Raw genomic sequence first — 26,572 nt, 5'->3', positions numbered from 1 at the left:
ATGTCGGACCCAGCGCATAGGATCGCATCCGTGGAGAAGACGGGAGTATCGGCAGTGAGCGAGATCGGACAGAGCACGGCGACCACCGGCCCGGCGGGCGCGTCCGCGGCGGGTGGCAAGCTGCTCCTGCTCGACGGCCACTCCATGGCCTACCGGGCCTTCTACGCGCTGCCCGCGGAGAACTTCACCATCTCCACCGGCCAGTCCACCAACGCGATCTACGGCTTCACCTCGATGCTGATCAACGTGGTGCGCGATGAGGCCCCGACGCACCTGGCCGTGGCCTTCGACGTCTCCCGCGCGACCCTCAAGCGCACCACGCTGTTCCCGGCATACAAGGCGCAGCGCGCTTCGGCTCCGCCGGAGTTCGCCGGCCAGGTCGAGCTGCTGTGCGAACTGTTGACCGCGCTGCATATCCCGGTGTTCCGCAAGGACGGCTCGGAGGCGGACGACCTGATCGCGACCCTGGCGACCCAAGCCGCGGCCGACGGCTTCGACGTCGCCATCGTCACCGGGGACCGCGACGCGCTGCAGCTGGTGACCGACCACATCACCGTGCTCTACCCGCGCAAGGGGGTGGCGGACCTGGTGCGCTTCACCCCGGAGGCGGTGGAGGAGAAGTACGGCCTCACCCCGCAGCAGTACCCTGACTTCGCGGCGCTGCGCGGCGACCCCTCCGACAACCTGCCCTCGATCCCCGGCATCGGCGAGAAGACCGCGGCCAAGTGGATCCGCGAGTTCGGATCCCTGGCGCAGCTGGCCGAGCGCGCCGACGAGGTCAAGGGCAAGGCCGGCGAGGCGCTGCGCGCGCACCTTGAGCAGGTGCAGACCAACCGGCTGCTCACCGAGCTCGACCGGCACGTCGAACTCGAGCTGCGCCCCGCCGACCTGGCCCGTGCCGCCGCCGACACCGCCGCGGTCGACCAGCTGTTCACCACGCTGGAGTTTCGCGCCCTGCGCCCGCGGATGAACGACGTCTTCGGCCTCGACGCCCCGGAACCCGACACGAGCGCCCCGCGCGACGACGAGCCCGAACTGCACACCGCCGTGCTGCTCACCGGCGAGCTCGCCCCCTGGCTCGCCGAGCACGCCGCCGGCGCCGACCCGATCGGCATCGCGGTCGAGGGCCGCTGGGGCCGCGGCGCCGGACAGCTGACCGCGATCGCCCTCGCCACCGCCGACGCGCACGCCGCCTACTTCACCCCGGACAGCCTCGACCCCGCCGACGAGGCCGCGCTCGGCAAGCTGCTCGCCGACCCGGCCAAGCCCAAGATCCTGCACGACGCGAAGGGCCCGATCCTCGCCTTCGCCGAACACGGCTTCCCGTTCGCGGGCCTCGGCGGGGACACCGCGCTGGCCGCGTACCTGGTCCAGCCGGGCGTGCGCACCGCCGAGCTGGCCGACCTGGTCCGCCAGTACCTCGGCAGGGAGCTGACCAGCGCCCAGCCGGAGGGCCAGCTGACCCTCGACGTGCTCGGCGAGCAGGATGAGGCGCCGATCGGCCTGATGCGGGCCGCCTCCGTACTGACCGAGCTGTCCGCGCGCCTCGAGCAGGAACTCGACCGGCGCGCCGAGTCCGAGCAGACCGCCGAGAACCTGCTGCGTAACGTCGAACTGCCGCTGCTCCTGCTGCTGGCCCGGATGGAGCGCGCCGGCATCGCCGCGGACCGTGAGTACCTGTCCGATCTCGAAGTCGGCTTCGCCGCGGACGTCAAACACGCGGTGGAGGAAGCGCACTCGGCCACCGGCGTCCAGTTCAACCTCGGCTCGCCCAAGCAGCTGCAGGAGATCCTGTTCGAGCAGCTCAAGCTGCCGAAGACGAAGAAGATCAAGACCGGCTACACCACCGACGCCGACGCGCTGACCTGGCTGGCCGGCCAGACCGACCATCCGCTGCCGGTCATCCTGCTGCGCCACCGCGACGTGAACCGGCTGCGCACCACGGTCGAGGGCCTGGTCAAGACGGTGCTGGACGACGGCCGCATCCATACGACGTTCAATCAGATGGTCGCCGCCACCGGCCGGCTGTCCTCGGTGGACCCGAACCTGCAGAACATCCCGGTGCGCACCGAGGAGGGCCGCCGCATTCGCAAGGCCTTCATCGCAGGCCCCGGATACGACACCCTCATGACGGCCGACTACAGCCAGATCGAGATGCGCATCATGGCGCACCTCTCCGGCGACGAGGGCCTGATCGAGGCGTTCAACTCGGGCGAGGACCTGCACTCCTCGGTGGCGGCCAAGGTGTGGAACGTGTCGCCCCGGGAGGTCACCGGAGACCTGCGCCGCAAGGTCAAGGCGGTCTCCTACGGCCTGGCCTACGGGCAGTCCGCGTACGGCCTCGCGCAGAACCTCGGTGTGAGCAACGCCGAGGCCACCCACATGATGGAGGACTACTTCGCGCGCTTCGGCGGCATCCGCGACTACCTGCGCGCGGTCGTCGACGAGGCCCGCAAGACCGGCTACACCCAGACGGTCCTCGGCAGAAGGCGCTACCTGCCGGACCTGACCTCCACCAACCCGCACCTGCGGCAGATGGCCGAGCGCATGGCCCTCAACGCGCCGATCCAGGGCTCGGCGGCGGACATCATCAAGGTCGCCATGCTGCGGGTGGACGACGCGCTGCGGGAGCACCAGCTCAAGTCGCGCCTGCTGCTGCAGGTGCACGACGAACTGGTCCTCGAGGTCTGCGACGAGGAGCGCGAGCTGGTCGAGCAGCTGGTGCGCCGGGAGATGGGCTCCGCCTATGAGCTGCGGGTGCCGCTCGACGTCTCGGTCGGCTTCGGCCGCGACTGGCAGGCCGCCGGCCACTGACCCGCACCGGTGCTCGCCGGGTGCGCGCGCTCCGCCGCCTCGCTGCGCGTCACGCCTGCGGCTGGCCGCCCTCCCGCACGAGACGTTCCGCGCGGCGAGCGCCTTCCAAGTCAACGCCGAGCGCGCTGAGCACTTGCGCCCCAGGACTCTCACCCTCGCGGATCAGACCGAGAAGCAGGTGCCCGGTACCTATGCGCGGGCTGTTGAGCCGCACGGCCTCTAACAACCCGAGCTCCAGGACCTGCTTGGCCGCCGGGTGAAACGGGAGATGGTCGGGAGTCTCCGCGACTCCCGCCGGGACCGCCTGTTCGACATCCCGCCGCACGGTCGCGTGCGAGATCCCCAAGGCACTCAGAAGCCGTCCGGCGGTGCTCTGTTCGTCGTGGATCAGGGCGAGCAGGAGGTGCTCAGCGCCTATGTAATCGTGGCGCAGCATGCGAGCTTTGTCGGAGGCCAAAATGACGACTCGTCGAGCGTTTTCCGTATACCGCTCAAACACCGCTTGCCCTCCCTGGTCGACTGCGTCGGTCGCTGAGGCACACGGCTATGAAACGCAGTGCTCTGAGCCCGAAGTTGGCCCGATGGGTGCACATCGTACGGCGTTGTGCGGTGCTAGGAACCGGGCGCGACCCTAGGAGCGCCGCCGCTCAGCCGATGCCGACCGACTGCCGTTCCGGCTCGATGACCGCGACGACGCGCTCTTCGGCTCGCGAGTACGGCTGGCCGATGTACTTGGTGGACAACTGGTCGATGATCGTCCAGGCCGGGTCTCCCTCGAGCCATTCGATGACCCGGCCGCGCACGATGACGGGCTCGAAAGGGTTGTCGGCCGACGTGAGGGACAGGGCGACCCGCGGGTCGCGGCGCAGGTTGCGTGCCTTGCGCGAGTTCGGGCCGGTGAGGAAGACGATGTAATCGTCGTGGGTTCCGATCCAGAGCGGCACGGTGTGCGGCGAGCCGTCCGGCAGAACGGTCGCGAGGTGGGCCAGCGAGGTGCCGTCGAGCGCGCGGCGTACGGTCGGGTCGAGCATCGTTGCTCTCCTTTTCAGAGTTCCCTTGGGAGACCCTGACACCGTAGCGCTTCGAGTTCCTTAAGGGAACCCCAATTGCTAGACTGCGGTCATGCAGCGCACCGACTTCAGCGAGATGGCCTGTTCCATCGCGCGGACCCTCGACGTGATCGGCGAGCCGTGGTCGCCCTTGATCCTGCGCGACATCTGGGTCGGCATCTCCCGGTTCGAACAGATCCAGGCCGATCTCGGCATCTCGCGCAAGGTGCTTACCGAACGGCTGAACTACCTCGTTGAGCGCGGGATCATCGAGCGCCAGCCTTACGACCGCCGGCCGCGGTACGAATATGTCCTCACCGGAAAGGGGACGGAGCTTGTCGATGTGCTGATGGTGATGGTCCGCTGGGGCGACAAGTGGCTCGCCGGTGAGGCCGGGCCGCCGGTGCTTTACCGGCACCACGCCTGCGGCCAGATCGGCAGCGTGGACCTGCGGTGCGAGCACTGCGGGCAGCCGATGCACGCCGCGGACATCGATCTCATGCCGGGGCCGGGGACAGCGGTGGTGACGGCGGCAACGGCCTAGGGCACGCCTAACTGCGTAGTGCTAGGGGCTGCAATGGCGGCCCAGGGACCGCTAGTCGCGCGGGTCAGCGTCGGCCCGGGATTCGTTGGCTACGCGGCGGTACATTTCGGCGGCGGCGCGGGACCAGCCGTCGGGCAGGCCGAGAGCGGCGAGGGCCGCCCCAGCCTCGTCCATCTCGCCTGCCCAGCGCCAGGCTTTCGGGCGCGCGCGGCGCTCGATCGACGCGAGCTGCGCGTCCAAGTCGATGCCGTCTTCGGCCAGGACCTCGCGGACCGGCGCGAGTACGCCGTACGCCGTTGCGGCCTCAGCCATGGCCAGCCAGATCGTCGGCATCGCCTTGCTTTGCAGCGCGAAGCAGACCTTCGCCATCGACGCCTGGCCGAGGCGGTCTCCGAGCACGCGCACGTCGAGCGGCGTGTCCGCGAACAGCTCGGCCGCCTCGTCGGCTCGCGGCCCGGAGAGCCAGAGGAACGTGCCCGGCTGCCACGCCGGCGGGCCGACCAGGGCTGCGTCGACGACGCGGTCCTGATCGAAGAGCACTGCGATGCGCTCGACGGTCGCGGGCGCAACCGCATTGGCGTCGATGTAGAGCCGTAAGTCCGGGCTCGCATGTCGTGCGACGTCGCGCGCCACGTCCTCGGCGGCGTGGGGCGGACAGATTGAGACGATCACCTGCGCGCGGGAGGCGAGGGTGGACAAGTCGGGGACCTCGGTAAGTCCGGCCTGCTGCGCCCGGTGATGCGTTTCTGGGGAACGGCCCTGTGCCGCCCAGAGCACCGCCTCGCAGTTCCGTCGCAGCGCCGCGCCGAGGGAGGCGCCCATCGCCCCGGGATGGAGAACGCCTGCCTCGACGCGGCCCTGCATACGTGCGTACCTACCTCTTACTGCGTTACGCGGTGGGCTCGGGCCTCGCAGCCGAGTTCGAGCCGGCCGAGGACACCGAGGCGGGGGACTGGAGCATGCTAGCGCCGGACGAGGCGGGCACGGCGCGCGGACCCGCCAGCGCCTCGGCCGCCTGCACCGGGCTCACGGCGGCGACCAGGTCGGTCGCGCGGGTCTCGCGCGCTGCGAGCACCGCGATGAGCGTGAGCAGGGCCGCCGCGCCAAGGTAGATCGCGAGCAGCGTCGGGGTCTTGCCGCCGTTGTGCTGCAGCACCGCCACCGCGATGAGCGGGGCCGGCGCGCCCGCGGCAATCGAGGCGACCTGGTAGCCGATCGACGCTCCGGAGTAACGCACGTTGGTGGCGAACAGCTCCGCGAAGAAGGCCGCCTGAGGCGCGTACATCAGGCCGTGGAACGCCAGCGCGATGGTGACGGCCGCGACCGCCTGCGGGTACGACCTCGAATTCAGCATGCCGAAGAAGAACGGCGTCCACACGCCGATGCCGATCGCCCCGGCCAGGTACACCGGTCGGCGGCCGACCCGGTCCGACAGGATGCCGAACAGCGGGATCAACGCGAACTCGACCGCCGAGCCGATCAGGACCGCGTCGAGGCCGAAGGACTTCGGCAGCTTCAGGAAGTCGACGACGTACACCAGGATGAACGCGGTGATCACGTAGTACGAGATGTTCTCGGCCATGCGCGCGCCGAACGCGGTGAGCAGCTGCTTCCACGAGGACTGAAGCACCTCGACGACCGGCGGCTTTGCCGTCGCGCGGGTCGCCTCACGCCGGGCGAGCGACTGGCGGAACGCCTCGGTCTCATGCAGCGAGGCGCGAACCCACAGGCCGAGGATCATCAGCAGCGCCGAGAGCGCGAAGCCGATCCGCCAGCCCCAGGACAGGAACGCCGACTCGCTCAGGTTCTGGCTCAGCAGCAGGATGACCCCGGTACCGAGCACATTGCCCAGCGGCGCGCCCGCCTGCGGCCACGACGCCCAGAATCCGCGGCGTCCGCGATCCTGTTCCGCGACGATGAGGACCGCGCCGCCCCACTCGCCGCCGAGCGCGAAGCCCTGGATCATCCGCAGCGTGGTGAGCAGGATCGGGGCGGCGACCCCGATCGACGCGTATGAGGGCACTGCCGCGATGAGCGTGGTCGCGGCGCCCATGACCACCAGCGTCAGGAACAGCGCGCGCTTGCGGCCGATCCGGTCGCCGAGGTTGCCGAAGAAGACCCCGCCCAGCGGCCGCGCCGCGAATCCGAGCGCGTAGGTGAGGAAGGAGAGCAGCGTCCCGGTCAGCGGATCGGCCTTGACGAAGAAGACCTTGGGGAAGACGACCGCGGCGGCGGTGCCGTAGAGGAAGAAGTCGTACCACTCCAGCGTGGTGCCGACCAGCGAGGCTCCGACGACTCGCCAGGGGGACTGCGCGCGGTCGGCGCCTGCGGCGGCCGTCTCTGATGCGGTGGTGGTGCTCATCGTCGAGCTCCTGTCACAGGGGTACGGGTAAGCGCGCCGCGCGTGGCGCGTGTGGGTACTGTCCTGTGCGGGCTCGGGCGAGGGGATGTGGGAGCGGCATACTCTGCCGGCGACGCAAGTGGGGCCGGTCTACGCGAACGAGCCCGGCCCCACGGTGAATCGCGGTTGGATCAGTGTTGAATCAACCGACTGGCATGGTGGGAACCTCGCCGCTCGGGACGCGCAGCGTCGGACCGGTGGCGGCGACCACCTCCTCGACCGTGACGCCCGGAGCGAGCTCGCGCAGCACCAGGCCCTCGTCCTCGACATCGATGACGGCCAGGTCGGTGATCACCCGGTTGACGACCCGCTTGCCGGTCAGCGGCAGCGAGCACTCCTTGACCAGCTTGTGCCCGCCGTCCTTGGCCACGTGCTCCATCAGGACGACCACCCTCTTCGCCCCGTGCACCAGGTCCATCGCCCCGCCCATCCCCTTGACCATCTTGCCGGGGATCATCCAGTTCGCCAGGTCGCCCTGCTCGCTGACCTGCATCGCGCCGAGCACCGCGATATCGATCTTGCCGCCTCGGATCATCGCGAAGGACGCGGCGGAGTCGAACAGCGAGGCGCCCGGCAGCAGGGTCACCGTCTCCTTGCCCGCGTTGATCAGATCAGGATCCTCATCGCCCTCGTACGGGTACGGTCCGGTACCGAGAATGCCGTTCTCCGACTGGAGCACGACCGTGACGCCCTCGGGCACGTAGTTCGGGATGAGCGTCGGCAGGCCGATGCCGAGGTTCACGTATTGCCCGTCGCGCAGTTCGAGCGCGGCGCGAGCGGCCATCTGGTTGCGGTCGAGGGCCATGTCAGTTCCCGTTCTCGCTGGAGGGGGCTGCGGTCGCGGAGGCGCCGGCCTGCTGCGGGCGCGGGCGCACGGTGCGCCGCTCGATCCGCTTCTCCGTCACGGTCGCCTCGACGACCCGGTGCACGTGCACGCCCGGCAGCTGCACGCTCGCCGGCGCGATCTCGCCGGGCTCGACGATCCGCTCCGCCTCGAGCACGCAGATCCGTCCGGCCATCGCGGCGAGCGGGTTGAAGTTCATCGCCGAGCCGTTGAAGACCGCGTTGCCGTGCCAGTCCGCCACCGCGGCCCGCACCAGCGAGAAGTCCGTGACGATAGCCTGCTCCAGGATGTACTCGCGATCGCCGAAGCTGCGCACCTCCTTGGGCGGCGAGGCGACCGCCACCGAGCCGTCGGAGGCGTACTTCCACGGCAGCCCGCCTTCGGCCACCTGGGTGCCGACCCCGGTCGCGGTGTAGAACGCCGGGATTCCGGCGCCGCCCGCGCGCAGCCGCTCCGCCAGCGTGCCCTGCGGCGTGAGCTCCACCTCCAGCTCGCCGGACAGGTACTGCCGCGCGAACTCCTTGTTCTCCCCAACGTAGGAGCTGGTCATCCGGGAGATCCGGCCCGCCTCCAGCAGCAGGCCAAGGCCCCAGCCGTCCACCCCGCAGTTGTTCGACACGACCCGCAAATCCGTCGCGCCCCGCGTGAGCAGCGCGGCGATCAGGGTGGACGGGATGCCGCAGAGGCCGAAGCCCCCCACGGCGATACTCGCCCCGTCCGCAATGTCGGCCACGGCCTCGGCCGCGGTGACCACCTTGTCCATCGAGCCCATCCCTAACTTGTAGCGGCCCAATCCTCGTTGACGGCGAAGCCGCTGCGTCTGACTCGCTACGTCCTTGTGGGAGGCGAGTTCCTGCGAACGACTCTAGCCAGTGAGCTGTCGGTCGCGAGTCTCGGCCGGGCCGCCGGTCGATCGGATGGCGGACGCGCACATGCGGACCGCCGCGAGTATGGCGGCGCGCTCCATGGGTGCGGATCGCCGCTGTTCCTAGGGTTCCGGCAGCGCACTGAATCCGCCCACCGCGACAGCCGGACCCGACCTCTCGAAGGAGCAGCAACGATGCGCTCTGTTTCCCCTCGCCGCCTCGGCGCCGGGCTGGCCGCGGCCGCCCTGGCCGCCGCGGCCGCGGGCTGTGCCTCACCCACCTCGGCGAGCGGCGGCGGCAGCGGCGGCGGCCCGGCCGCGAGCGCCGACGTCAAGATCGGGATCATCACCGCGAAGTCCGGCCCGTTCGCGTCCTACGGCGCCGAGTACCTCGCCGGGCTCACCGCCGGACTCGACTACGTCACCCACGGCACCGGAAAGGTCGCCGGGCACAAGATCGACCTGACGGTCGAGGACGACGCGGACAACCCGACCACGGCGGTCTCCGAGGCCAAGGACCTGATCGGCCAGGGCGTGACGCTGATCGGCGGCTCGGTCGACTCGGCGATCGCGCTGCAGGTCGCCGCCGTGGCCGCGCAGAACAAGGTGCTCGACATCGCCGGGCCCGCGGCCACGGACAAGCTCGACGGGCTCAACCGCTACACCTTCCGCTCCGGCCGCGAGTCGTATCAGGACATCGCCACCGCCGGCACCTTCGTCGGCGATCTGACCGGCAAGAAGGTCGTCGTGCTCGCGCAGAACAGCGAGTTCGGCACGGCGAACGCCACCGGCGTCAAGGCGGTGCTCGGCGCGAAGGGCGCCGCGGTCTCCAGCGTCCTGGTGCCGCCGACCGCGACCGACTTCACCCCGTTCACCCAGCAGGTGCTCGCGGCGCACCCCGACCTGCTGTTCGTGGCGTGGGCGGGAAGCAACGCCACGCAGCTGTGGACGGCGCTCGACCAGCAGGGCGTGCTCTCCGCGACGCAGGTCGTCACCGGCCTGGCGAACACGGCCACCTATCCGGCGACCGGGCCGGCCGGCTCGAAGATCGAGTTCCTGGCGCACTACTTCGCCGGGGCGGGCGGCAACAACCCGATCGAGGCGGCGATGACCGCGAACGTGCGCAAGGCCGGCGGGACCGTGGACCTGTTCACCCCGGACGGCTTCACCGCGGCCCAGATGTTCGCGCACGCCATCGAGGCCGACCCGGTGAGCGTCGACAAGCAGATCAAGGCGCTGGAGGGCTGGAGCTTCCAGGGCGTCGCCGGGCAGTACACGGTCCGCGCCGCCGACCACGCGCTGCTGCAGCCGGAGTTCCAGGCGAAGCTGAGCGGCGCGGGCACCGCCTGGACGGCGCAGCTGGTCAAGAGCGTGGACCCGGCCGCCATCGCCCCGCCGCCGCCCGCGGCGCCGGCCTGGCCGACGTCAGGATCCTGATGGAGTCGGTGATGGAGAATCCCTCGGCGGCCGCCGCACCGGCCGCCGAAGGCGCGCCCGGCGCTCAAGGCGACGACGCCCGCGCTCGTGATGCCCGGCCCGGTGACGCACAGCGCGGCTGGGCCGGGCCCGGGCAACGGCCGGTCCCCGCGCTCGCGATCGAGGAGCTGACCTGGCGGGTCGGCGGCCGCGCGATCGTCGACCGGGTCGGCTTCGCGGCCGAGCCCGGCGAACTGCTCGCCGTCATCGGACCGAACGGGGCCGGCAAGACCTCGCTGTTCAACCTCATCAGCGGTCTGCTTCGCCCGGACGAGGGCCGGATCGCGCTCGGCGGCCACGACGTGACGCGGCTGCCGACACACCGCCGCGTGCGCCACGGCCTCGGCCGGACCTTCCAGACCTCCAGCGTCTTCCCGGGCCTGACCGTCGCCGAGAACGCGCAGCTCGCCGCGCAGGTGGCGCTCGCCGGACCGCTCGGCTGCCTGGCCGTGTGGCGCAGGATCGGCCGCCCGGCGCGGGAACGCGCGGCGCAGGCGCTGGAGCGCTGCCGCCTCGGCCACCGCGCCCTTGCCTGCGCCGGCTCGCTCTCGCACGGCGAGAAACGCAAGCTCGAACTCGCGATCCTGCTCGCGGCCGGGCCCTCGGTGCTGCTGCTCGACGAGCCGATGGCCGGCATGGCGATGGAGGAGGTCCCGGAGCTCACCGAGCTGATTCGCGAGGTGCACCGGGACGGGGCCACGATCCTGATGGTCGAACACCACATGGAGGTCGTGCTCGGCCTGGCGCAGCGGGTCGCGGTGCTGCACCACGGCGCGCTGCTCGCCTGCGACCGGCCGGCCGTCGTGGTCGACGACCCGACGGTGCGCGAGGCGTATCTGGGAGAGCCGCTGTGACATATCAGAGTTCGGTTGATCAGGTTGTGGCTGACCGCGCGCCGACGGCTACCGAGCCGATTCTGCGTGTCAGCGGTCTGACCGTGACGCTGGGCGGCAGCGCCATCCTGCACGGCGTCACCTTCGACGTGGCCGCTACCGGAGTCACCGCGCTGCTTGGCCGCAACGGCGTCGGCAAGACGACGACGGTGAAGTCGGTCCTCGGGCTGCACCCGATCGGCGGCGTGGTCAGCTTCGCCGGAACGGATCTCAGCACCCTGCCGACGCACCGGATCGCCCGGCTCGGCATCGGTTACGTGCCCGAGGACCGCGCGGTCTTCGCCGGCCTCACCGTCGAGGAGAACCTGCGGCTGGCCGAGCCGGCCCGCGCGGCGCCGCGCTACGACTTCGTGTACGAACTCTTCCCGGTACTGCGCGAGCGCGCCCGCCAGCCCGCCGGCACGCTCTCCGGCGGCGAGCAGCAGATGCTCGCGCTCGGGCGGGTCCTGCTCGGCCCGGCCCGGCTGCTGCTGATCGACGAGCCGACCAAGGGCCTCTCCCCGAAATACGCCGGGCAGGTCGCGCTCGCGCTTGGACGCATCGCGCAGCAGGTGCCGATCCTGCTCGTCGAGCAGAACCTCGCAGTCGTGCGGCGGATGGCGCGCGACGCGGTCGTGCTCGACATGGGACGGGTCGTGCACACCGGCGACGCCCGGGACCTGCTCGCCGACCCGAGCCTGACCAACCGGCTGCTCGGCGTGTCCGCGGCACCGGTGCATTCGACGACTGCGAAACCCGCACCGGCGGCCGCACCGGCCGCCGACCTCGAGGCAGGTGCATGGTGAGCACCCTGATTCTGCTGTCCGCGACCGGCCTCGGCCTCGCCGCGCTCTACTTCCTGGTCGCCTCCGGCCTCTCGCTCATCTTCGGGCTGATGGACGTGCTCAACTTCGCGCACGGGGCCTTCGTCGCGGTCGGCGGCTACGCGGCCTGGACCGTGGCCGACCACGTCGCGGGCGGCTTCGGACTCGGGTTGGCTCTCATCGCCGCGGTGGCCGGCGGCGCGGCGCTCGCCGCCCTCACCGAGCTTTTCATCATCAGGCCCCTGTATGCGCGGCCGCTCGACCAGGTGCTCGCGACGGTCGGCCTCGGGCTCGCGATTCCCGCGCTGCTGCAAGCGGTCTGGGGCGCCGACCCGCGCACCTGGACCCTGCCCGGGTGGCTGGCCGGCACCGTCAACCTCCTCGGCGCGCACATCCCGACGGTGCGCTTCGTGCTGATCGCCGCGGCGCTCGCGCTGCTCGGCGGCCTGCGGCTGCTGCTCGCTCGCACCCGCGCGGGACTGGTCGTGCGTGCGGGTGTCGAGAACCGGGAAATGGTCGCGGCGCTCGGCATCGACGTGCACCGCGCGTTCACCGGAGTCTTCGCGCTCGGCGGAGCCGCCGCAGGCCTGGCCGGGCTGCTCGACGGCCTGTACCAGGGATCGATCTCGCCCGGCGACGGCACCTCGCTGCTGATCTTCGCGTTCGTCGTCGTGGTGCTCGGCCGGATGGGCTCGCTCACCGGGACCGCCGTGGCCTCCGCTGCGGTCGGGCTGGTGCAGCAGTTCGCCAACTACCTCTCGCCGAACCTCGGCGACGAGTCCGTCGTCATCCTGCTGGCCGCGGTCCTGTTGCTGCGCCGGCGCGACCTTAAGGGCAGGCCGGCATGAGCCCGAATAGACCACTGATTCCCGCGAGAGCGACGAGCGCGATCGCTTCGAGCGGCGGGACGGCCCGACGCGCGGCGCTCGTCGTGCTCGCACTGGTGCTGCTCTATGCGATCCCTTACTCGACCGTCCAGCTGCCCGGAGTCTTCGACGGACCGCTCGACTCGCCCGGCACCCTGCAACTGCTCGCCGTGTGCCTGGTCTTCGCAGGGCTCGCACTCAGCTACGACCTGCTGTTCGGGCACACCGGCATCATGTCCTTCGGCCACGGCCTGTTCGTGACCGGCGGCATGTACGTCACCACCATCCTGGTCGACCACGCCGGATACAGCCTGCTGATATCCGCGCTCGCCGGACTCGGCGTCGGCCTGGTCGCGGCGGTCGTGCTCGGCGCGGTGGCGCTGCGCGTGGACGGCATCGGGTTCGCCATGGTCACGCTCGCCTTCGGCCAGGCCGTCTCGCTGCTGGTGGTCTCCGGCTCGCCCGCGCTGACCGGAGGGGAGCAGGGCCAGACGCTCAACGCCGCCGCCGTCCCGGCCGCGCTCTCCGGCATCCGCAACACCGCCAACCTGTACTGGCTCGCCCTCGCCTACCTGGCGTTGTGCGCGGCCGTGGTCTGGTGGCTGACCACATCCATACCCGGCCGGATGATGCGCGCGGTGAAGGAGAACCAGCAACGCGTCGAGGTGCTGGGCCTGAACCCGTACCTGTTCAAGCTGCTCGCGTTCGTGATCGCCGGAGTGCTGGCCACCGGCGGGGGAGTGATTTATCTGTTGCTGCTCGGCGGCGCGACGCCCACCGTGTCCGGATCGGACTTCACGCTCGGCCTGCTGGTCATGGTGGTGCTCGGCGGCGCGGGGCGCCGATGGGGCGTAGTCGCCGGGGGAGTGCTGTACGCGTACGCCGATCAGTCGCTCACCCGGCTTTCCGGCTCCTCCTCCGTGGCCTCGCTCCCCGGCCTTCTGCGCAGCCCGCTACAGCAGCCACTCTTTTTGTTAGGAGTTTCGTTCGTGGCGGTGGTGTTTTTTCTCCCGGGTGGACTCGCCACGTTGCCTGCGCGCCTGCGCGCCTCGACCATGCCCATGAGAGGTATGCCGATAACCAGGCGGCACCGCGCAAAGCGCGACGCCGTGAACGCGAAAAGCCGGGAAGAGGTGGCGCCGCGTGGCTGACTTCCGCGATTTCGAGGAATACCAGATACCGGTCAGGGGCGGGGATCTGCTGCGCTGGGCCGCGGCAGAGCCCGGCGCGCCGACCGCCGTACTGGTGCACGGCATCACCGCGAACGCCCTGGCCTGGGCCGCGGTCGCCGAAGCCGTCGATCGCCGGGTCAACCTCCTCGCCCTCGACCTGCGCGGCCGCGCCTACTCCCGGGACATAGCCGCGCCCTGGGGACTCGATGCCGACGTGGACGACGTCATCGCCGTCCTCGACCACGCCGGCCTGGACCGCGCAGTGCTCGTCGGGCACTCCCTCGGCGCGTTCATCGTCTGCGCGCTCGCCGCGCGGCATCCCGACCGCGTGGAATCGCTCGTCGCGGTGGACGGCGGCGCCAGGCTTCCGCTCGTCTCCGGCATCGACGATCCCGACGAGCTGCTGGAATTCACGGTCGGCCCCGCGATCCGCAAGCTGCACATGACCTTCGCCGACGGCGAGGCATACCTGGACTTCCACCGGGAGCATCCCTCGTTCATCGGCCATTGGAGCCCGCAACTCGTCGCATATCTGGGCCGCGACACCCTCTGGCTGCCCGACGGCAAGGTCATCTCCTCATGCATCGAGGACGCGATACGGGCAGACGGACGACAGTTGATCACCGACGACTTCGTCAGCGAGGCGATCAACACCGCGACGTGCCCGGTGACACTCCTCTACGCGGAGCGCGGCATTCTCAACCAGCCGCACGGCTTCTACGACCACGACATCCTCACGGCGGCCGGTATCGACCGCGCTCGGGTAACCGCCACGCTGATATCAGACACCAATCACTACACGATCATCGGACCCGGCGTCGGCGCCGATACGGTGGCCGCCGAATTGATCCGGCACGCCGAACACAAACAACGCGGTCGCGCGAACAACACTGCCGCGCCGCCTGAAGTGGCGGCATAACACATGATGAAAGCGCGAAATCCCGCCTAAGGTCACGGCCTGGAAAGGCCACACCCACCGGCGAAAGGCATTTCGTGCAACCAAAGTCGTTTGCGCGCCGCCCGCCGACCCGCGCCTCCCTCGCGCTGGCCGTCGTGCTCGCCGCACTCACCGCGTTCCTCGTCGCCACCGGCTCGGGCCAGCGTGCCCAGGCCGCCGGCTCGCTGACCCAGGTCTCGAACTTCGGCTCGAACCCGGGCGCGCTCCAGATGTACGACTACATCCCCGCCTCCGCCCAGCCGAACGCCCCGCTCGTGGTCGCCCTGCACGGGTGCACCCAGCAGGCGTCCGACTACTACAACGACTCCGGCTGGCCCAAGTACGCCGACCAGTGGGGCTTCGACCTGGTCTTCCCGCAGCAGACCTCCGCGAACAACTCCCTCGAGTGCTTCGACTGGTTCACCTCCTCGGACGACACCCGCGGCAACGGCGAAGCCGCCTCGATCATCCAAATGGTCCAGTACATGCAGGCGCACTACTCGATCGACGCCTCCCGGATCTACGTCACCGGGCTGTCCGCCGGCGGCGGGATGACCGCCGACCTGCTCGCCGACTACCCGGACGTGTTCGCGGCCGGCTCGGTCGACTCCGGCCTTCCGGCCCAGTGCGCCACCGGCGGCAGCACCAGCGCCTCTCCCTGCCAGTCCGGCACGGTGAACAAGACCGTCGCGCAGTGGGCCGCGCTGGCGACCAACTCAGATCCCGGATACAGCGGCCCCTGGCCGCGCGTCGCCATCTGGCAGGGCACGAGCGACTACACCGTCAACCCCGCCAACGCGACCGATCTGATGGACCAGTGGACCGGCGTGTGGGGCATCAGCCAGACGGCTTCGTCTACCGCATCGCTGCCCGGCGGTACCACCGAGAGCATTTACAACGACGCGAGCGGTAAGCCCGCAGTCGAGATGTACATGATCTCCGGCATGGGCCACGGCCTGGCAGTTAACCCCGGCTCAGCAACCGCACAGTGCGGTACGACCGGCGCGTACTTCCTCAACTACATCTGCTCGACGTACTACACAGCACTCTTCTGGGGCCTCAACGGATCCGGCTCCGGGTCCTCGTCGAGCGCGACAGCGTCGCCGTCTACCTCACCCACGCCGTCGGCGTCCGCATCGCCGTCATCGAGCCCGTCCTCGACGTGGAGCCCGAAGTGCTTTACCGAGAACAACTATCAGCAAACCGTTGACGGGCACGCGTACCAGTCCGGCGGGTACACGTACGCCAACGGCTCCAACCAAAACATGGGCCTGTGGAACATCTACACGGTCCACACCCTGGAGGAGACGAGCTCGGGCTACTACGTGATCGCCGACTCACACTGCCCGTAGCAGCACGCGTACACGCCCGAGCGCGTCCTAGGCGTCACAGCAACTGGTGCAACCGCAACGCCAGCTGTAGCTCTAGGGCGCGCTCGGGGCAGTTCCAATCCGCGCCAAGCAGCTGCGCGATCCGATCCAAACGCTGCGTCACGGTGTTGACGTGGACGTGCAGGACATCCTTAGTCCGCATCAGATTCCCGCCGCAGCCGAAGTACGCATCCAGCGTGTGCACCAACTCAGTCGACCGCCGAGCGTCATAGTCGAGCACAGGCCCGAGCGTCGCCTGTACGAACGCCGGAACATCCGACTTGCGCGGCTCCGTGCCGCCGAGCAGCAGCCCGACGAAACCCAGGTCACGCGTGGACGCCGCGTCGCCGATCCGGCCGAGAGCCTGAAGCGCGGCCAGGCAGCGAGCCGCCTCGGCATGCGCGGCGGCGAAGGCAGCCGGCCCGCGGACCGGACCCGCCGCGCCTGCCGTGACCGGCCGCTGAATCGCGCCATGCAGATGGTGCACCACGTCGCGTGCCACGCCGGTCGCATCCGAGCCGGGCAGCAGCAACACCGTGGTGCCGCCACGCTCGCCGGCCAGGCCGCGGTTGGTCGCCGCCAGGTGCGCGGCCGCCGAGGCGAGGCGTTGGCGGTCGGCGTCCTGTGCGTACGCCGCGACGGCGATGTAAGGCACGTCGAGATCCGCGCCGAGCCTGCGTGCCCGCTCCCGCAGCGACTCCAGGCTCGGCTCACCCCGGTCGGACGCGGCCAGCAGGTCCGCCACCAATTCGCCGCGTACCCGATGCTCCGCCTCCTGCACCGAGCGCTCGATCAGCAGCCGCAGCGCCGTCATCGTCGCCGCGCGCTCCAAGATCCGCTGGTCCGCGCCCTCCAGATCCAGCTCGGGTCGCCCGCGCAGCACCATCGCGCCCAACCGCTCCTGGCCCGCGGTCACCGCCGCCACCCAGAGCCGGCCGGCCGGCAGCGCGCGACCGGTCTTCGCCGACTGCGCCGCGGCCGAGTCAACCGCGTCGCGTTCGTCCGGTTCAAGCAGCCCGCACAGGCAGCGCCCGGTGTCATCCACGATCGCGACCGAGCCGCCGAGCAGTTCGGCGACGGACGCTGCCAACTCGCCGAGGCCGGCGCCACGCAGCAGCAGACCGGTCAACGCCTCATGGGCTTCCGCGGCGCGCTCTACGGAAGCGCTGTGCGCTTGAATGGTGCGGCTCGCCTCGGCCAGCTCCGCGAGCGCCGCCTTGGTCTCGGCCAGTTGGTTCGCTGACTCGATCGCGATCGCCGCATGCGTGGCCAGCGAACTGAGCAGCGCGATCTCGTCCCGGCTGAACGGCCGAACCCGCCGGTCGGAGGCGAACAGCACGCCGATCACGCGCCCGTTGGACAGCAGCGGCACACCGAGAATCGCGACCAGGCCTTCTTCGTGCACTGCCGCGTCGATCGAGCGCGTGTGGTTGAACTGGGCGTCGTTCAGGTAGTCCGCGGTGACGTAAGGCGAGGCGGTCTGCGCGACGAGGCCACCCAGCCCCTCGCCCATGCCGAGCCGCACCTGTTGAAACTTCGCCGAGACCGAGCCGTCGGTCACCCGCATATACGTGTCGTCTGCGGCAGGGTCGTTCAGCGTGAGGTACGCGACGTCGGTATTCAACAGCTTGCGTGCCCTCACGACGATCGCACGCAGTACCGAATCCAAGTCGCGTAGACCCGCCAAGTCGCTGGCGGTCTCGAACAGCGCGGCCAGTTCCGTCTCTCGGCGCCGCTGTTCACGCAGCGTCGCACGCACGCGCAAGGCAAGCGTCCGGGCTCGCTCCAACCGGGCGATCGCCTCGGGGCCGGCGCCGTCGTCATGTGCGCGGGCGAGCGGGGCGTCGTACTCGACGGCAGAGGCGTCCTGGACCAAGAGGCTGAGAAACGGCAGCTCGGCATCGGCCGCTGTCCCGCCCGAAGCTCCCGCGCCCGCTGCGGCGTTCGCGGTAGCCGTGCCGGTGAGGTCCCTCTTGGCGTTAACGTCCATTGCCGTCTTCCATTCACCCTCGCGCGACCCAGTGTGGTCGGGAGCTACTGCGCGGTCCAGGCCCCGTCGACGGCGAGCGACGCGCCGTTGATGAAGGAAGCACCGGGGGAGCACAGGTACACGGCCAGCTGCGCGACCTCGGCCGGCTCGATCAGCCGCTTCGTCGCCGACCTGGCCAGCAGCACCTCGCCGATGACCCGGTCCTCCGGTATGCCGTGCGCGGCCGCCTGTTCCGCGATCTGCCGTTCGACCAGCGGCGTGCGGACATAGCCGGGATTAATGCAGTTCGAGGTCACCCCGCGCGGCCCGCCCTCGACCGCCACCACCTTGGAGAAGCCTTCGAGCGCGTGCTTCGCCGTCACATAGCCCGCCTTGTACGCCGAGGCGCGCAACCCGTGCACCGAGGAGATGTTCACGACCCGGCCCCAGCCGCGCTCGTACATCCCCGGCAGCGCGCCGCGCACCAGCCGAAACGGCGCCTCGACCATCACGGCCAGCATCCGCCGGAAGGTTTCCGGCGGAAACTGCTCGACCGGCCGCACCACCTGGAAGCCGGCGTTGTTCACGATGATGTCCGCGTCGGCAGCCAGGACGGGCAGCGCGTCCAGCTCGGCCAGATCGACCCCCCGCCCCTCACCGCCGATCGCCGCCGCCACCTCGGCGGCCCCGGCCTCGTCCAAGTCCACCGCGCGCACCCGCGCTCCGGCCGCCGCGAACGCCACGGCGCACGCCCGCCCGATCCCGCTCGCGGCGCCGGTGACCAGCGCGGTGCGGCCGGTCAGGTCCACCTTGTCGGTCTCGGGCGCCAGATCCACCGTCGTCATGGTCCCGACCGTAGGGTCACGCCGCGGTCACGCGCATGTGGGCGCCCCACATACTCCGACCGGAACCTGTAGGGCGTCGCCGCACGCGGTAACGCAGAGTTCGACTTCGTACCGCGGATGGCGGCAGGCGACAGGATCAGAAATCAGGGGGTTGCGGTGACGTACTCGGAGTTCGGCTGCGCCGGGTGCTGCGCCGCCGCGTGGTGCCGGGCGAGCGTGGACACGGTGAGACTCGCCACCGCGGTGGCCGTTCCGCAGCACGCCGCAGTCCCGATCAGCTGCGTCGCGGTGTGATGCGCGAAACTGAGGATGATCGCGGCCTCGATCACGATCCCGCCGAAGACCAGCCAGCCGATCACGTGCGAACGCCGGGCGACCGCGTCCAGCAGCGCGAGCTGTACCAGTGCTTGCGTGGCTCCGGCCAGCGCGAACAGCCAGGCCGCCGAGGCGAGGTCGAAATGCGCGCCCGCGCCGCCGAGGTACTTGGCGCCGAAGGCGATGCGGATTATCGGACTGGCGGCGAAGAGCGTGCACGCGACGATGAACAGCCCGATTCCGACCGAAAGCACCACCGCGGTCGTGAGCGCCTTGCGCCGGGTCTCCGGGACGGCGAGCTTCGGATACGCCAGCACGCCGACGAACTGCGGACCGAAATAGCCTGCACGGGTGAACAGCGCGCCCGCCTGATAACGGCCGAGCACGTCCCCGTTGAAGTAGTGCGCGGCGAGCAGGCCGTCGAGCAGCGAGAGGACGAGTACCGCACCGAGACTCCACGATGCGGTGCCCAGCTCGTGTACGTATCCGAGGCCGCGGACCAAATGCGGCTTGCCGACAATGTCAGCCAGCCCGTAGTGCGCTGCCGCCGCCGTCGCGAACCAGGAGGCGGCCACGACGCCCATGATCAGGCCCGGTCGCGCGCCCGCCGCGCCCGCGACGACACCAGCCAGCAGCTTCGCCCCGTTGAAGCCAACGAACAGCACCGAGAAGGCGCGGAACCGCGAGCTGCCCTGCGCGACGCCCAGGTAGCAGAAGATCAACGCGTTCGGGACGAGGCTCAGCGCGGTCCACGCGACCTCGCCCGTGGACACCGCGGGCAGCAGCGCGGACACCGCCGGGGCCAGCGCCGCGAGCAGCACCGTCGTGCCCAGCCCGACCAGCAGCGACCAGCGCACCAGCGGCCCGGTCAGCGCGCGCAGCCCCGGGGTGTCGAGCGGCCCGGCGCTGGCGATCCGGCGCGCCGTGACCGCCTGGATCGCCGTCGCCGGGATCGAGGCCACCAGCGAGATCATCAGCAGCGAGCCGATCTGCCCGTAACCGGTCTGGTCGAGCAGGTGGGCCAGCGCGAAGCTGAAGCCGTAGGACAGCACGCTGCCGACCAGTGTGCCGACGGCGACCAGGAGGGCGTTGTCGGCGAGGTGGCGGCGGGCCATGGGCGGCGCCCCTTCCGGGAAAGCGGTCGCGGGAGGTTCGTGCCTGCCGGTCCCGCGAGTGTCGGCTCAGGACTGTATCCGCACCGCTGCGCCGGTACCAGCCGCCCGGCGCTTACCGCAGCGCAGTCGACGAGGAAGGCAGCGGCCGCTAACGCTTCTCGGTCACGAAGATCGCGGTGCCGGGGACCAGCCGCCCGCGCAGCTTCGACCAGCCGCCGCCCCACCGGTCGTCCATGTCCTCCGGATACTCCGGCTCGACGAGATCCAGCAGTACGAGGCCGGCGGCGGTCAGTTCACGCACCCGGTCGCCGAGCGTCCGATGGTGCTCCACGTACGTCGCGACGCCGTCCTCGTCCTGCTCCACGTAAGGGCGCCGATCGAAGTAGGAGTCGCGGATGCGTAGGCCGCCCTCACCGCCATCGTCCGGCAGACACCAGCGGAAGGGATGCGTTACCGCGAACACCCACCGGCCGCCCGGCCGCAGCACCCGCGCGACCTCACGCATCACGGAAGCCGAGTCCGCGACGAACGGCACGGCTCCGAACGCCGAACATGCGATATCAAACGACTCGTCCGCAAACGGGATGACCGTCGCGTCAGCCTGCACCAGGCGCAGCGGCGGCTCGCCAAGGCTCTCGTCGATACGCCTCGCGTGTTGCAGTTGGCGCCACGACAGGTCGAATGCCACGACGTCCGCACCCTGCTTCGCCAGCCAGCGAGAACACTGCGCCGCGCCGCAGCCGACCTCGAGCACCCGTTTGCCGGATACCGCGCCGAGCAGCCGTGCATCGTCCTCGTATAAACCCTCCGGTCCCCACAGGAACCGCGCGTCGCCGAGGAACGCGCCATGCTCGTCCTGATACCAGTCCGACGCGCCGTCCCACCACCGCCGATTAGCCCGAACGGTCTCCGAATCACCCGCCTGACGCCGAGTCACGAACTCGCGCCGGTCCTCGCTCGCCTCACCCATGCCGCCGCCCTTCCAAAAGCACAGCCCGACACGCTATCTTGCGGTGGTCCGCACAGCACGCTCATAACGTGTCACCCCGCCGTGTATCGGTTCGGTGTGATCGCACCAAGCTCGATTGACCATGGAAGCGTGCGGCCCGTATCCTGGCTGTTGCGCTGCGGACCCGTGTGGCTTCGGACCGAGGGGGCCGCACCGACTTTCGAACCGCTCAGTTCCCGAGTCAGGCTCCGCCGCGTGTGTCATCCGACCACATATCCGTATCCGGAGCCCTTTCCCCCATGACGAGCAGCACCGAGACCGTCCGAACCCCACAAGTCGCGATCAACGACATCGGTTCGGAGGAGGCCTTCCTCGCCGCGATCGACGAGACCATCAAGTACTTCAACGACGGCGACATCGTCGACGGCACCATCGTGAAGGTCGACCGGGACGAGGTCCTGCTCGACATCGGCTACAAGACCGAGGGCGTCATCCCGTCCCGCGAGCTGTCGATCAAGCACGACGTGGACCCGCACGAGGTCGTCTCGGTGGGCGACCACGTCGAGGCCCTGGTCCTCCAGAAGGAGGACAAGGAAGGCCGGCTGATCCTGTCCAAGAAGCGCGCTCAGTACGAGCGGGCCTGGGGCACGATCGAGAAGATCAAGGACGAGGACGGGATCGTCACCGGCACCGTCATCGAGGTGGTCAAGGGCGGCCTGATCATCGACATCGGCCTGCGCGGCTTCCTGCCCGCCTCGCTGGTGGAGATGCGCCGGGTGCGCGACTTGCAGCCCTACGTCGGCAAGGAGCTCGAGGCCAAGATCATCGAGCTGGACAAGAACCGCAACAACGTGGTCCTTTCCCGCCGCGCCTGGCTCGAGCAGACCCAGTCCGAGGTGCGCCAGACCTTCCTCACCACCCTGCTCAAGGGCCAGGTGCGCAACGGTGTGGTGTCCTCCATCGTCAACTTCGGCGCCTTCGTGGACCTGGGCGGCGTGGACGGCCTGGTGCACGTCTCCGAGCTGTCCTGGAAGCACATCGACCACCCCTCCGAGGTCGTCGAGGTCGGCCAGGAGGTCACGGTCGAGGTCCTGGACGTGGACATGGACCGCGAGCGGGTCTCGCTCTCGCTCAAGGCCACCCAGGAAGACCCGTGGCAGCAGTTCGCCCGCACCCACCAGATCGGGCAGGTCGTGCCCGGCAAGGTCACCAAGCTGGTGCCGTTCGGCGCGTTCGTCCGGGTGGACGAGGGCATCGAGGGCCTGGTGCACATCTCCGAGCTGGCCGAGCGGCACGTGGAGATCCCCGAGCAGGTCGTGCAGGTCGGCGACGAGATCTTCGTCAAGGTCATCGACATCGACCTGGACCGCCGCCGCATCTCGCTCTCGCTCAAGCAGGCGAACGAGGGTCTGACCGGCGACGCGAACGTCGACCAGTTCGACCCGACGCTGTACGGCATGACCGCCTCGTACGACGCCGAGGGCAACTACGTCTACCCCGAGGGCTTCGACCCGGAGACCGGCGAGTGGCTCGAGGGCTTCGACGCCCAGCGCGAGGAGTGGGAGCGCCAGTACGCCGAGGCGCAGGCCCGCTTCGAGCAGCACCAGCGGCAGATCTCCGAGGCCCGCAAGGCCGACGCGGAGGCCGCCGCGGCCGGCGGCGCCGCCGCTCCGGGCGAGGCCGCCCCGTCCAGCTACTCCTCCTCGGCCCCGGCCGAGAGCACCGGCGCGCTGGCCTCGGACGAGGCCCTGGCCGCGCTGCGCGAGAAGCTGGCCGGCGGCCAGAGCTGAACGGACGGCTCACCGCACCGCGGTAGCTGACTGAGCGTTGAATCGGGCGCTTGAGGGAATCCTGGCGATTCCCTCAAGCGCCCGTCGCCGTTCCGTGGGCGGTGCGCCGCTCGCGGCCCCTTCTGGCGGCTCGTCAGAACCGCGCTGACCACCGCTTCCCGGGATGCGTTCAGTAAGGTGAGGCCCCATGAGTGAGGCACGAACCGTCTTGGTCGGACTGACCGGCGGCATCGGTGCGGGTAAATCCACCGTTGCCCGACTGCTCGCCGACCGCGGCGCGTTGATCCTCGACGCGGACGTCGCCGCTCGCGAGGTAGTCGCTCCGGGCACCGAAGGCCTGGCAGCCATCGTCAAGGAGTTCGGCGATGCGGTACTTGCCCCGGACGGCGCCCTAGACCGCGCCGCTCTCGCCAACGTCGTATTCGCCGACCAGAGCCGGCGCGCGGTACTGAACGGCATCGTGCACCCGCGGGTACGCGCCTGGATGGCCGAACGGGTCATGGCCGCTCCCGAGGGTTCCGTCGTCGTTCAAGACATCCCGCTGCTGGTCGAATCCGGGCTGACCAGCCTGTTCGAACTCGTCATCGTCGTCGACGCGGCGGACGCGGTACGCATCGCCCGACTGGTCCGCGACCGCGGCATGACTGAGGCGGAAGCGTCCGCGCGTATCGCCGCGCAAGCCCCTCGTGAACGCCGCCTGGCCGCCGCTGACGTGGTTATCAACAACGACGGAACACCCGAGCAACTCGCCGATCAGGTGGCCGCGCTCTGGGACAGGATCGTGACATTACGCGGCACGCCCCGGCAGGTCTCGGATGACGTGCGGAAAGAGCCCGGCGGCGCCGGCTCGGCCCAGTCGGCCGAGTGGGGCCGACGGCCCCGATCCTGATAACCTCCGGTAGCCGTCTGTCCAGGCAGGACCGCGCGAACCGACGGACCGGGGCGCGGCGTCAGACCCGACGAGACTGTGTTTTCGCCCCGAGGTCCCCCGGCGGTGCTCCCGCCGTCGGCCGGACCGATCAATCTTGGGAGGGTGACGTGGTGACGATTCCCGCGCGGCAGCGCAGCCGGTCCGCGACCGCCTCCTCCGACGGCGCGGCCGAACCGGACGACGACGAGGGCGGCACGGTCCAGGTGACCGACCCCGGCGCCGGCTCCGCGTCCGCGGCGGACGACGGACCGGCCGAACCCGCACTGCTTCCGGTCCCGCTGGGCGTCCAGCACGCCGGCCCGGCGCCGGCCAGCGGCGTGAAGCTGGTGCGCGCGCTGGTGCGCGAGGCCAGGCCCAAGCAGTGGGTCAAGAACTTCCTGGTGCTCACCGCCCCGCTGGCGGCCGGCCGGATCAACGAATCCGCGGTGCTCAGCGCGAGCGGCATCGCGTTCGCCGCGTTCTGCCTCGCCGCCGCGGCCGTGTACTACGCCAACGACGCGCTCGACGTCGAGGCCGACCGGATGCACCCCAAGAAGCGGCACCGGCCGATCGCCGCGGGCCTCATCCCCATCCCGCTGGCCTGGGGCATGGTCGTCGTGCTCTCCGTCGCGGCGCTCGGCGTCGCGCTGGCCGCGAACCCGGCCACCGCCGCCGTCATCGCGGTCTATCTGGCCATGCACCTGTCCTACAGCGCCTGGTTCAAGCACATCCTGGTCCTGGACCTCGCGCTGGTCGCCGGCGGCTTCCTGCTGCGCGCGATGATCGGCGGCGTCGCGGCCGGCATCGGGCTGTCCCAGTGGTTCCTGCTGACCACGGCCTTCGGCTCGCTGTTCATGGTGGCCGGCAAGCGGCACTCCGAGATGATCCTCATGGGCGAGGCCGCCGCCACCACCCGCAAGTCCCTGGCCGCGTACTCCGAGTCATACCTGCGCTTCGTCTGGCAGATGGCCGCGGGCCTCACGATCCTCACCTACGCCCTGTGGGCCTTCAACCTGAGCCAGCACACCTCCGGGGTGAACTGGCACGAGATCTCGATCGTGCCCTGGTCCTTCCTCTTCCTGCGCTACGCCATGTTCGTCGACGCGGGCAGCGCCGGAGAACCCGAGGACGTCCTGCTCGGCGACCGGGTGATCATGGCCATCGCGGCGATCTGGCTCGCCTGCTTCGCATTGGGAGTGTTCTATGCCAGCTGAGCAGTGGTCCACCGGCGCCGGGCAGGGAGCGCTGCTCGCCCGGCCGGGCGCGGCAGACGCGGCCGCGGACTCCGAGGAAGGCCCGCGGCTGCTCAGTGGCTGGGGCCGCACCTCGCCCACGGTCGCCGAGGTCCTGCGCCCGCGCACGCGGGAAGAGGTCGCCGAGGCCGTCGCCACCGCCGGACCGCGCGGCGTCATCGCCCGCGGACTGGGCCGTTCCTACGGCGACCCCGCCCAGAACGCCGGCGGTCGCGTGCTCGACCTCACCGGCCTCAACCGCATCCTCTCGGTTGACCTAGAGACCGGGCTCGTTACCGCAGAGGGCGGCGTTTCGCTGCACGCCCTGATGCGCGCACTCGTGCCCTTCGGCTACTTCGTGCCGGTCACGCCCGGGACGCGGTACGTCACCGTCGGCGGCGCGATCGGCAGCGACATCCACGGCAAGAACCACCACGCCGACGGCTCCTTCGCGCAGCACGTCACCTCGCTCGACCTGCTACTCGCCGACGGCTCCGTCCGCACCGTGACCCCCGAGTCCGACCCGGAGCTTTTCTGGGCCACCGCCGGCGGCATGGGCCTGACCGGCATCGTGCTGTCCGCGACGATCCGCATGGTCCCGATCGAGACCTCGCGCCTCGCGGTCGACACCTTCAAGCTGCCGAACCTCGACGCGCTGATGGAGAAGCTGTCGGGCACCGACGCCGACTACCGCTACACCGTGGCCTGGATGGACTGCCTGGCCAAGGGGCCGAAGCTCGGCCGCGCGCTGCTGGACTGCGGCAACTTCGCCGCCCTGGACCAGCTCCCGGCCAAGCACCGCGGCGAACCGCTGGCGTTCTCCGCCAAGCCGATGGCCTCCACGCCCGACCTGTTCCCCTCCGGCCTGCTCAACCGCCGCACCATCGCGATCGCCAACGAGGTCTGGTACCGCAAGACCCCGTCCACGCACCACCACCTGGCCACCATCGGCGGGTTCTTCCACCCCCTCGACGGCATCCGCGACTGGAACCGGGTCTACGGCAAGGCAGGCTTCGTCCAATACCAGTTCGTCGTCCCGTTCAGCGCGGATGTGACGTTCCGTCGGATGGTCGAGCGGATCAGCCGCGTGCAGGCACCGTCGTTCGTCTCCGTGCTCAAGCGCTTCGGCAAGGGCTCGCCCGGCTACCTCTCCTTCCCCGCGGAGGGCTGGACGCTGGCGCTGGACTTCCCGACCGGCACGCCCGGCCTCGACCGGCTGCTCAACTGGCTCGACGAGCAGGTGCTGTCCGAGGGCGGCCGCGTTTACCTCGCCAAGGACGCACGCCTGGCGCCCGCTCATCTGCCCGCCATGTACGCGCGCCTCGACGACTTCCGCGAGGTACGTGCCAAGGTGGACCCGCACGGGGTGTTCGTCTCGGACCAGTCCCGCCGGCTCGCTCTCTAAGGAAGCTG

23 protein-coding genes are annotated in these 26,572 nt (G+C 70.2%); 13 read left to right on the top strand and 10 right to left on the bottom strand.

The annotated features are described in order from the left end of the window. Positions 1-54: 54 nt before the first annotated feature. Positions 55-2,814 (top strand): DNA polymerase I, encoded by a 2,760-nt coding sequence (gene polA, locus VFA06_RS00915; RefSeq protein WP_324838395.1) that lies wholly within the window; start codon positions 55-57, stop codon positions 2,812-2,814. A gap of 49 nt (positions 2,815-2,863) precedes the next feature. On the opposite strand, the gene VFA06_RS00910 is transcribed toward polA, so the two are convergent. Next, positions 2,864-3,313 (bottom strand): Clp protease N-terminal domain-containing protein, encoded by a 450-nt coding sequence (locus VFA06_RS00910; protein WP_414639795.1) that lies wholly within the window; start codon positions 3,311-3,313, stop codon positions 2,864-2,866. A 148-nt stretch (positions 3,314-3,461) separates the two neighbouring features. After that, the gene (locus VFA06_RS00905) at positions 3,462-3,845 is read right to left on the bottom strand and encodes a PPOX class F420-dependent oxidoreductase (RefSeq protein WP_324838393.1); all 384 of its coding nucleotides are present in this window, start codon (positions 3,843-3,845) and stop codon (positions 3,462-3,464) included. A gap of 91 nt (positions 3,846-3,936) precedes the next feature. On the opposite strand from VFA06_RS00905, the gene VFA06_RS00900 reads away from it, so the two are divergent. Continuing rightward, the gene (locus VFA06_RS00900) at positions 3,937-4,407 is read left to right on the top strand and encodes a helix-turn-helix domain-containing protein (RefSeq protein ID WP_324838392.1); all 471 of its coding nucleotides are present in this window, start codon (positions 3,937-3,939) and stop codon (positions 4,405-4,407) included. A 51-nt stretch (positions 4,408-4,458) separates the two neighbouring features. On the opposite strand, the gene VFA06_RS00895 is transcribed toward VFA06_RS00900, so the two are convergent. The 4 genes from VFA06_RS00895 to VFA06_RS00880 form a co-directional block, all read right to left on the bottom strand. Continuing rightward, complete coding sequence (locus VFA06_RS00895) at positions 4,459-5,271, bottom strand: DUF1932 domain-containing protein (RefSeq protein ID WP_324838391.1); 813 nt, start codon at positions 5,269-5,271, stop codon at positions 4,459-4,461. 25 nt (positions 5,272-5,296) lie between these two features. After that, positions 5,297-6,769: an MFS transporter gene (locus VFA06_RS00890; RefSeq protein WP_324838390.1), complete on the bottom strand. Its 1,473-nt coding sequence runs from the start codon at positions 6,767-6,769 to the stop codon at positions 5,297-5,299. Positions 6,770-6,950: 181 nt separating this feature from the next. Beyond that, complete coding sequence (locus VFA06_RS00885) at positions 6,951-7,613, bottom strand: CoA transferase subunit B (protein WP_324838389.1); 663 nt, start codon at positions 7,611-7,613, stop codon at positions 6,951-6,953. Between the two features lies 1 nt (position 7,614). After that, on the bottom strand, positions 7,615-8,415 hold the full coding sequence (locus VFA06_RS00880) for a CoA transferase subunit A (protein ID WP_324838388.1): 801 nt from the start codon (positions 8,413-8,415) through the stop codon (positions 7,615-7,617). A gap of 297 nt (positions 8,416-8,712) precedes the next feature. Between VFA06_RS00880 and VFA06_RS00875 the strand changes: the two genes are divergently transcribed. The 7 genes from VFA06_RS00875 to VFA06_RS00845 all read left to right on the top strand — a co-directional run bounded on the left by VFA06_RS00875 (position 8,713) and on the right by VFA06_RS00845 (position 16,016). Then, entirely contained in the window at positions 8,713-9,954 is a 1,242-nt protein-coding gene (locus VFA06_RS00875; protein ID WP_324838387.1) for a substrate-binding domain-containing protein, read from the top strand. 11 nt (positions 9,955-9,965) lie between these two features. Next, positions 9,966-10,847 (top strand): ABC transporter ATP-binding protein, encoded by an 882-nt coding sequence (locus tag VFA06_RS00870; RefSeq protein ID WP_324838386.1) that lies wholly within the window; start codon positions 9,966-9,968, stop codon positions 10,845-10,847. A 26-nt stretch (positions 10,848-10,873) separates the two neighbouring features. Continuing rightward, entirely contained in the window at positions 10,874-11,671 is a 798-nt protein-coding gene (locus tag VFA06_RS00865; protein ID WP_324838385.1) for an ABC transporter ATP-binding protein, read from the top strand. Beyond that, positions 11,668-12,537, top strand: coding sequence for a branched-chain amino acid ABC transporter permease (locus tag VFA06_RS00860; RefSeq protein ID WP_324838384.1), 870 nt, complete (start codon positions 11,668-11,670; stop codon positions 12,535-12,537). Before VFA06_RS00865 ends, VFA06_RS00860 begins: the two co-directional genes overlap by 4 nt. After that, positions 12,534-13,706: a branched-chain amino acid ABC transporter permease gene (locus tag VFA06_RS00855; RefSeq protein ID WP_324838383.1), complete on the top strand. Its 1,173-nt coding sequence runs from the start codon at positions 12,534-12,536 to the stop codon at positions 13,704-13,706. The genes VFA06_RS00860 and VFA06_RS00855 overlap by 4 nt, the downstream gene beginning before the upstream one ends. Next, positions 13,699-14,646, top strand: a complete 948-nt coding sequence (locus VFA06_RS00850; RefSeq protein ID WP_324838382.1) for an alpha/beta hydrolase — start codon at positions 13,699-13,701, stop codon at positions 14,644-14,646. The genes VFA06_RS00855 and VFA06_RS00850 overlap by 8 nt, the downstream gene beginning before the upstream one ends. A gap of 74 nt (positions 14,647-14,720) precedes the next feature. Beyond that, entirely contained in the window at positions 14,721-16,016 is a 1,296-nt protein-coding gene (locus VFA06_RS00845) for an alpha/beta hydrolase family esterase (protein ID WP_324838381.1), read from the top strand. Between the two features lie 34 nt (positions 16,017-16,050). Here the strand turns inward: VFA06_RS00845 and VFA06_RS00840 are convergent, their stop codons facing one another. The 4 genes from VFA06_RS00840 to VFA06_RS00825 all read right to left on the bottom strand — a co-directional run bounded on the left by VFA06_RS00840 (position 16,051) and on the right by VFA06_RS00825 (position 21,248). Beyond that, positions 16,051-18,024: a helix-turn-helix domain-containing protein gene (locus VFA06_RS00840; RefSeq protein ID WP_324838380.1), complete on the bottom strand. Its 1,974-nt coding sequence runs from the start codon at positions 18,022-18,024 to the stop codon at positions 16,051-16,053. 44 nt (positions 18,025-18,068) lie between these two features. After that, on the bottom strand, positions 18,069-18,848 hold the full coding sequence (locus VFA06_RS00835) for a 3-hydroxybutyrate dehydrogenase (RefSeq protein WP_324838379.1): 780 nt from the start codon (positions 18,846-18,848) through the stop codon (positions 18,069-18,071). 143 nt (positions 18,849-18,991) lie between these two features. Continuing rightward, positions 18,992-20,278 (bottom strand): hypothetical protein, encoded by a 1,287-nt coding sequence (locus VFA06_RS00830; RefSeq protein WP_324838378.1) that lies wholly within the window; start codon positions 20,276-20,278, stop codon positions 18,992-18,994. 148 nt (positions 20,279-20,426) lie between these two features. After that, positions 20,427-21,248 (bottom strand): class I SAM-dependent methyltransferase, encoded by an 822-nt coding sequence (locus tag VFA06_RS00825; RefSeq protein WP_324838377.1) that lies wholly within the window; start codon positions 21,246-21,248, stop codon positions 20,427-20,429. A 278-nt stretch (positions 21,249-21,526) separates the two neighbouring features. Here VFA06_RS00825 and rpsA point away from each other — a divergent pair, with 278 nt between their 5' ends. The 4 genes from rpsA to VFA06_RS00805 all read left to right on the top strand — a co-directional run bounded on the left by rpsA (position 21,527) and on the right by VFA06_RS00805 (position 26,564). Then, complete coding sequence (gene rpsA, locus VFA06_RS00820; protein ID WP_324838376.1) at positions 21,527-23,017, top strand: 30S ribosomal protein S1; 1,491 nt, start codon at positions 21,527-21,529, stop codon at positions 23,015-23,017. A gap of 187 nt (positions 23,018-23,204) precedes the next feature. Then, complete coding sequence (coaE, locus tag VFA06_RS00815) at positions 23,205-23,906, top strand: dephospho-CoA kinase (RefSeq protein WP_324838375.1); 702 nt, start codon at positions 23,205-23,207, stop codon at positions 23,904-23,906. Positions 23,907-24,226: 320 nt separating this feature from the next. Beyond that, positions 24,227-25,141: a decaprenyl-phosphate phosphoribosyltransferase gene (locus VFA06_RS00810; protein ID WP_414639796.1), complete on the top strand. Its 915-nt coding sequence runs from the start codon at positions 24,227-24,229 to the stop codon at positions 25,139-25,141. Next, complete coding sequence (locus tag VFA06_RS00805) at positions 25,131-26,564, top strand: FAD-binding oxidoreductase (RefSeq protein WP_324838373.1); 1,434 nt, start codon at positions 25,131-25,133, stop codon at positions 26,562-26,564. The genes VFA06_RS00810 and VFA06_RS00805 overlap by 11 nt, the downstream gene beginning before the upstream one ends. Positions 26,565-26,572: the final 8 nt, after the last annotated feature.

It is taken from the genome of Actinocrinis sp. (genome assembly GCF_035653575.1).
Classification (GTDB): Bacteria; Actinomycetota; Actinomycetes; order Streptomycetales; family Catenulisporaceae; genus Actinocrinis.
This window is presented reverse-complemented; position numbering and strand designations above follow the sequence as displayed.

Excerpts from the sequence above, each read along its gene's own strand:
- VFA06_RS00880 (WP_324838388.1), bottom strand. The coding sequence starts at position 8,415 with ATGGACAAGGTGGTCACCGCGGCCGAGGCCGTGGCCGACATTGCGGAC.
- VFA06_RS00890 (WP_324838390.1), bottom strand. The coding sequence starts at position 6,769 with ATGAGCACCACCACCGCATCAGAGACGGCCGCCGCAGGCGCCGACCGC.
- VFA06_RS00900 (WP_324838392.1), top strand. The coding sequence starts at position 3,937 with ATGCAGCGCACCGACTTCAGCGAGATGGCCTGTTCCATCGCGCGGACC.
- VFA06_RS00895 (WP_324838391.1), bottom strand. The coding sequence starts at position 5,271 with ATGCAGGGCCGCGTCGAGGCAGGCGTTCTCCATCCCGGGGCGATGGGC.
- VFA06_RS00830 (WP_324838378.1), bottom strand. The coding sequence starts at position 20,278 with ATGGCCCGCCGCCACCTCGCCGACAACGCCCTCCTGGTCGCCGTCGGC.
- VFA06_RS00875 (WP_324838387.1), top strand. The coding sequence starts at position 8,713 with ATGCGCTCTGTTTCCCCTCGCCGCCTCGGCGCCGGGCTGGCCGCGGCC.
- VFA06_RS00840 (WP_324838380.1), bottom strand. The coding sequence starts at position 18,024 with ATGGACGTTAACGCCAAGAGGGACCTCACCGGCACGGCTACCGCGAAC.
- coaE (WP_324838375.1), top strand. The coding sequence starts at position 23,205 with ATGAGTGAGGCACGAACCGTCTTGGTCGGACTGACCGGCGGCATCGGT.
- rpsA (WP_324838376.1), top strand. The coding sequence starts at position 21,527 with ATGACGAGCAGCACCGAGACCGTCCGAACCCCACAAGTCGCGATCAAC.
- VFA06_RS00805 (WP_324838373.1), top strand. The coding sequence starts at position 25,131 with ATGCCAGCTGAGCAGTGGTCCACCGGCGCCGGGCAGGGAGCGCTGCTC.
- VFA06_RS00825 (WP_324838377.1), bottom strand. The coding sequence starts at position 21,248 with ATGGGTGAGGCGAGCGAGGACCGGCGCGAGTTCGTGACTCGGCGTCAG.
- VFA06_RS00835 (WP_324838379.1), bottom strand. The coding sequence starts at position 18,848 with ATGACGACGGTGGATCTGGCGCCCGAGACCGACAAGGTGGACCTGACC.
- VFA06_RS00870 (WP_324838386.1), top strand. The coding sequence starts at position 9,966 with ATGGAGAATCCCTCGGCGGCCGCCGCACCGGCCGCCGAAGGCGCGCCC.
- VFA06_RS00855 (WP_324838383.1), top strand. The coding sequence starts at position 12,534 with ATGAGCCCGAATAGACCACTGATTCCCGCGAGAGCGACGAGCGCGATC.
- VFA06_RS00905 (WP_324838393.1), bottom strand. The coding sequence starts at position 3,845 with ATGCTCGACCCGACCGTACGCCGCGCGCTCGACGGCACCTCGCTGGCC.
- VFA06_RS00885 (WP_324838389.1), bottom strand. The coding sequence starts at position 7,613 with ATGGCCCTCGACCGCAACCAGATGGCCGCTCGCGCCGCGCTCGAACTG.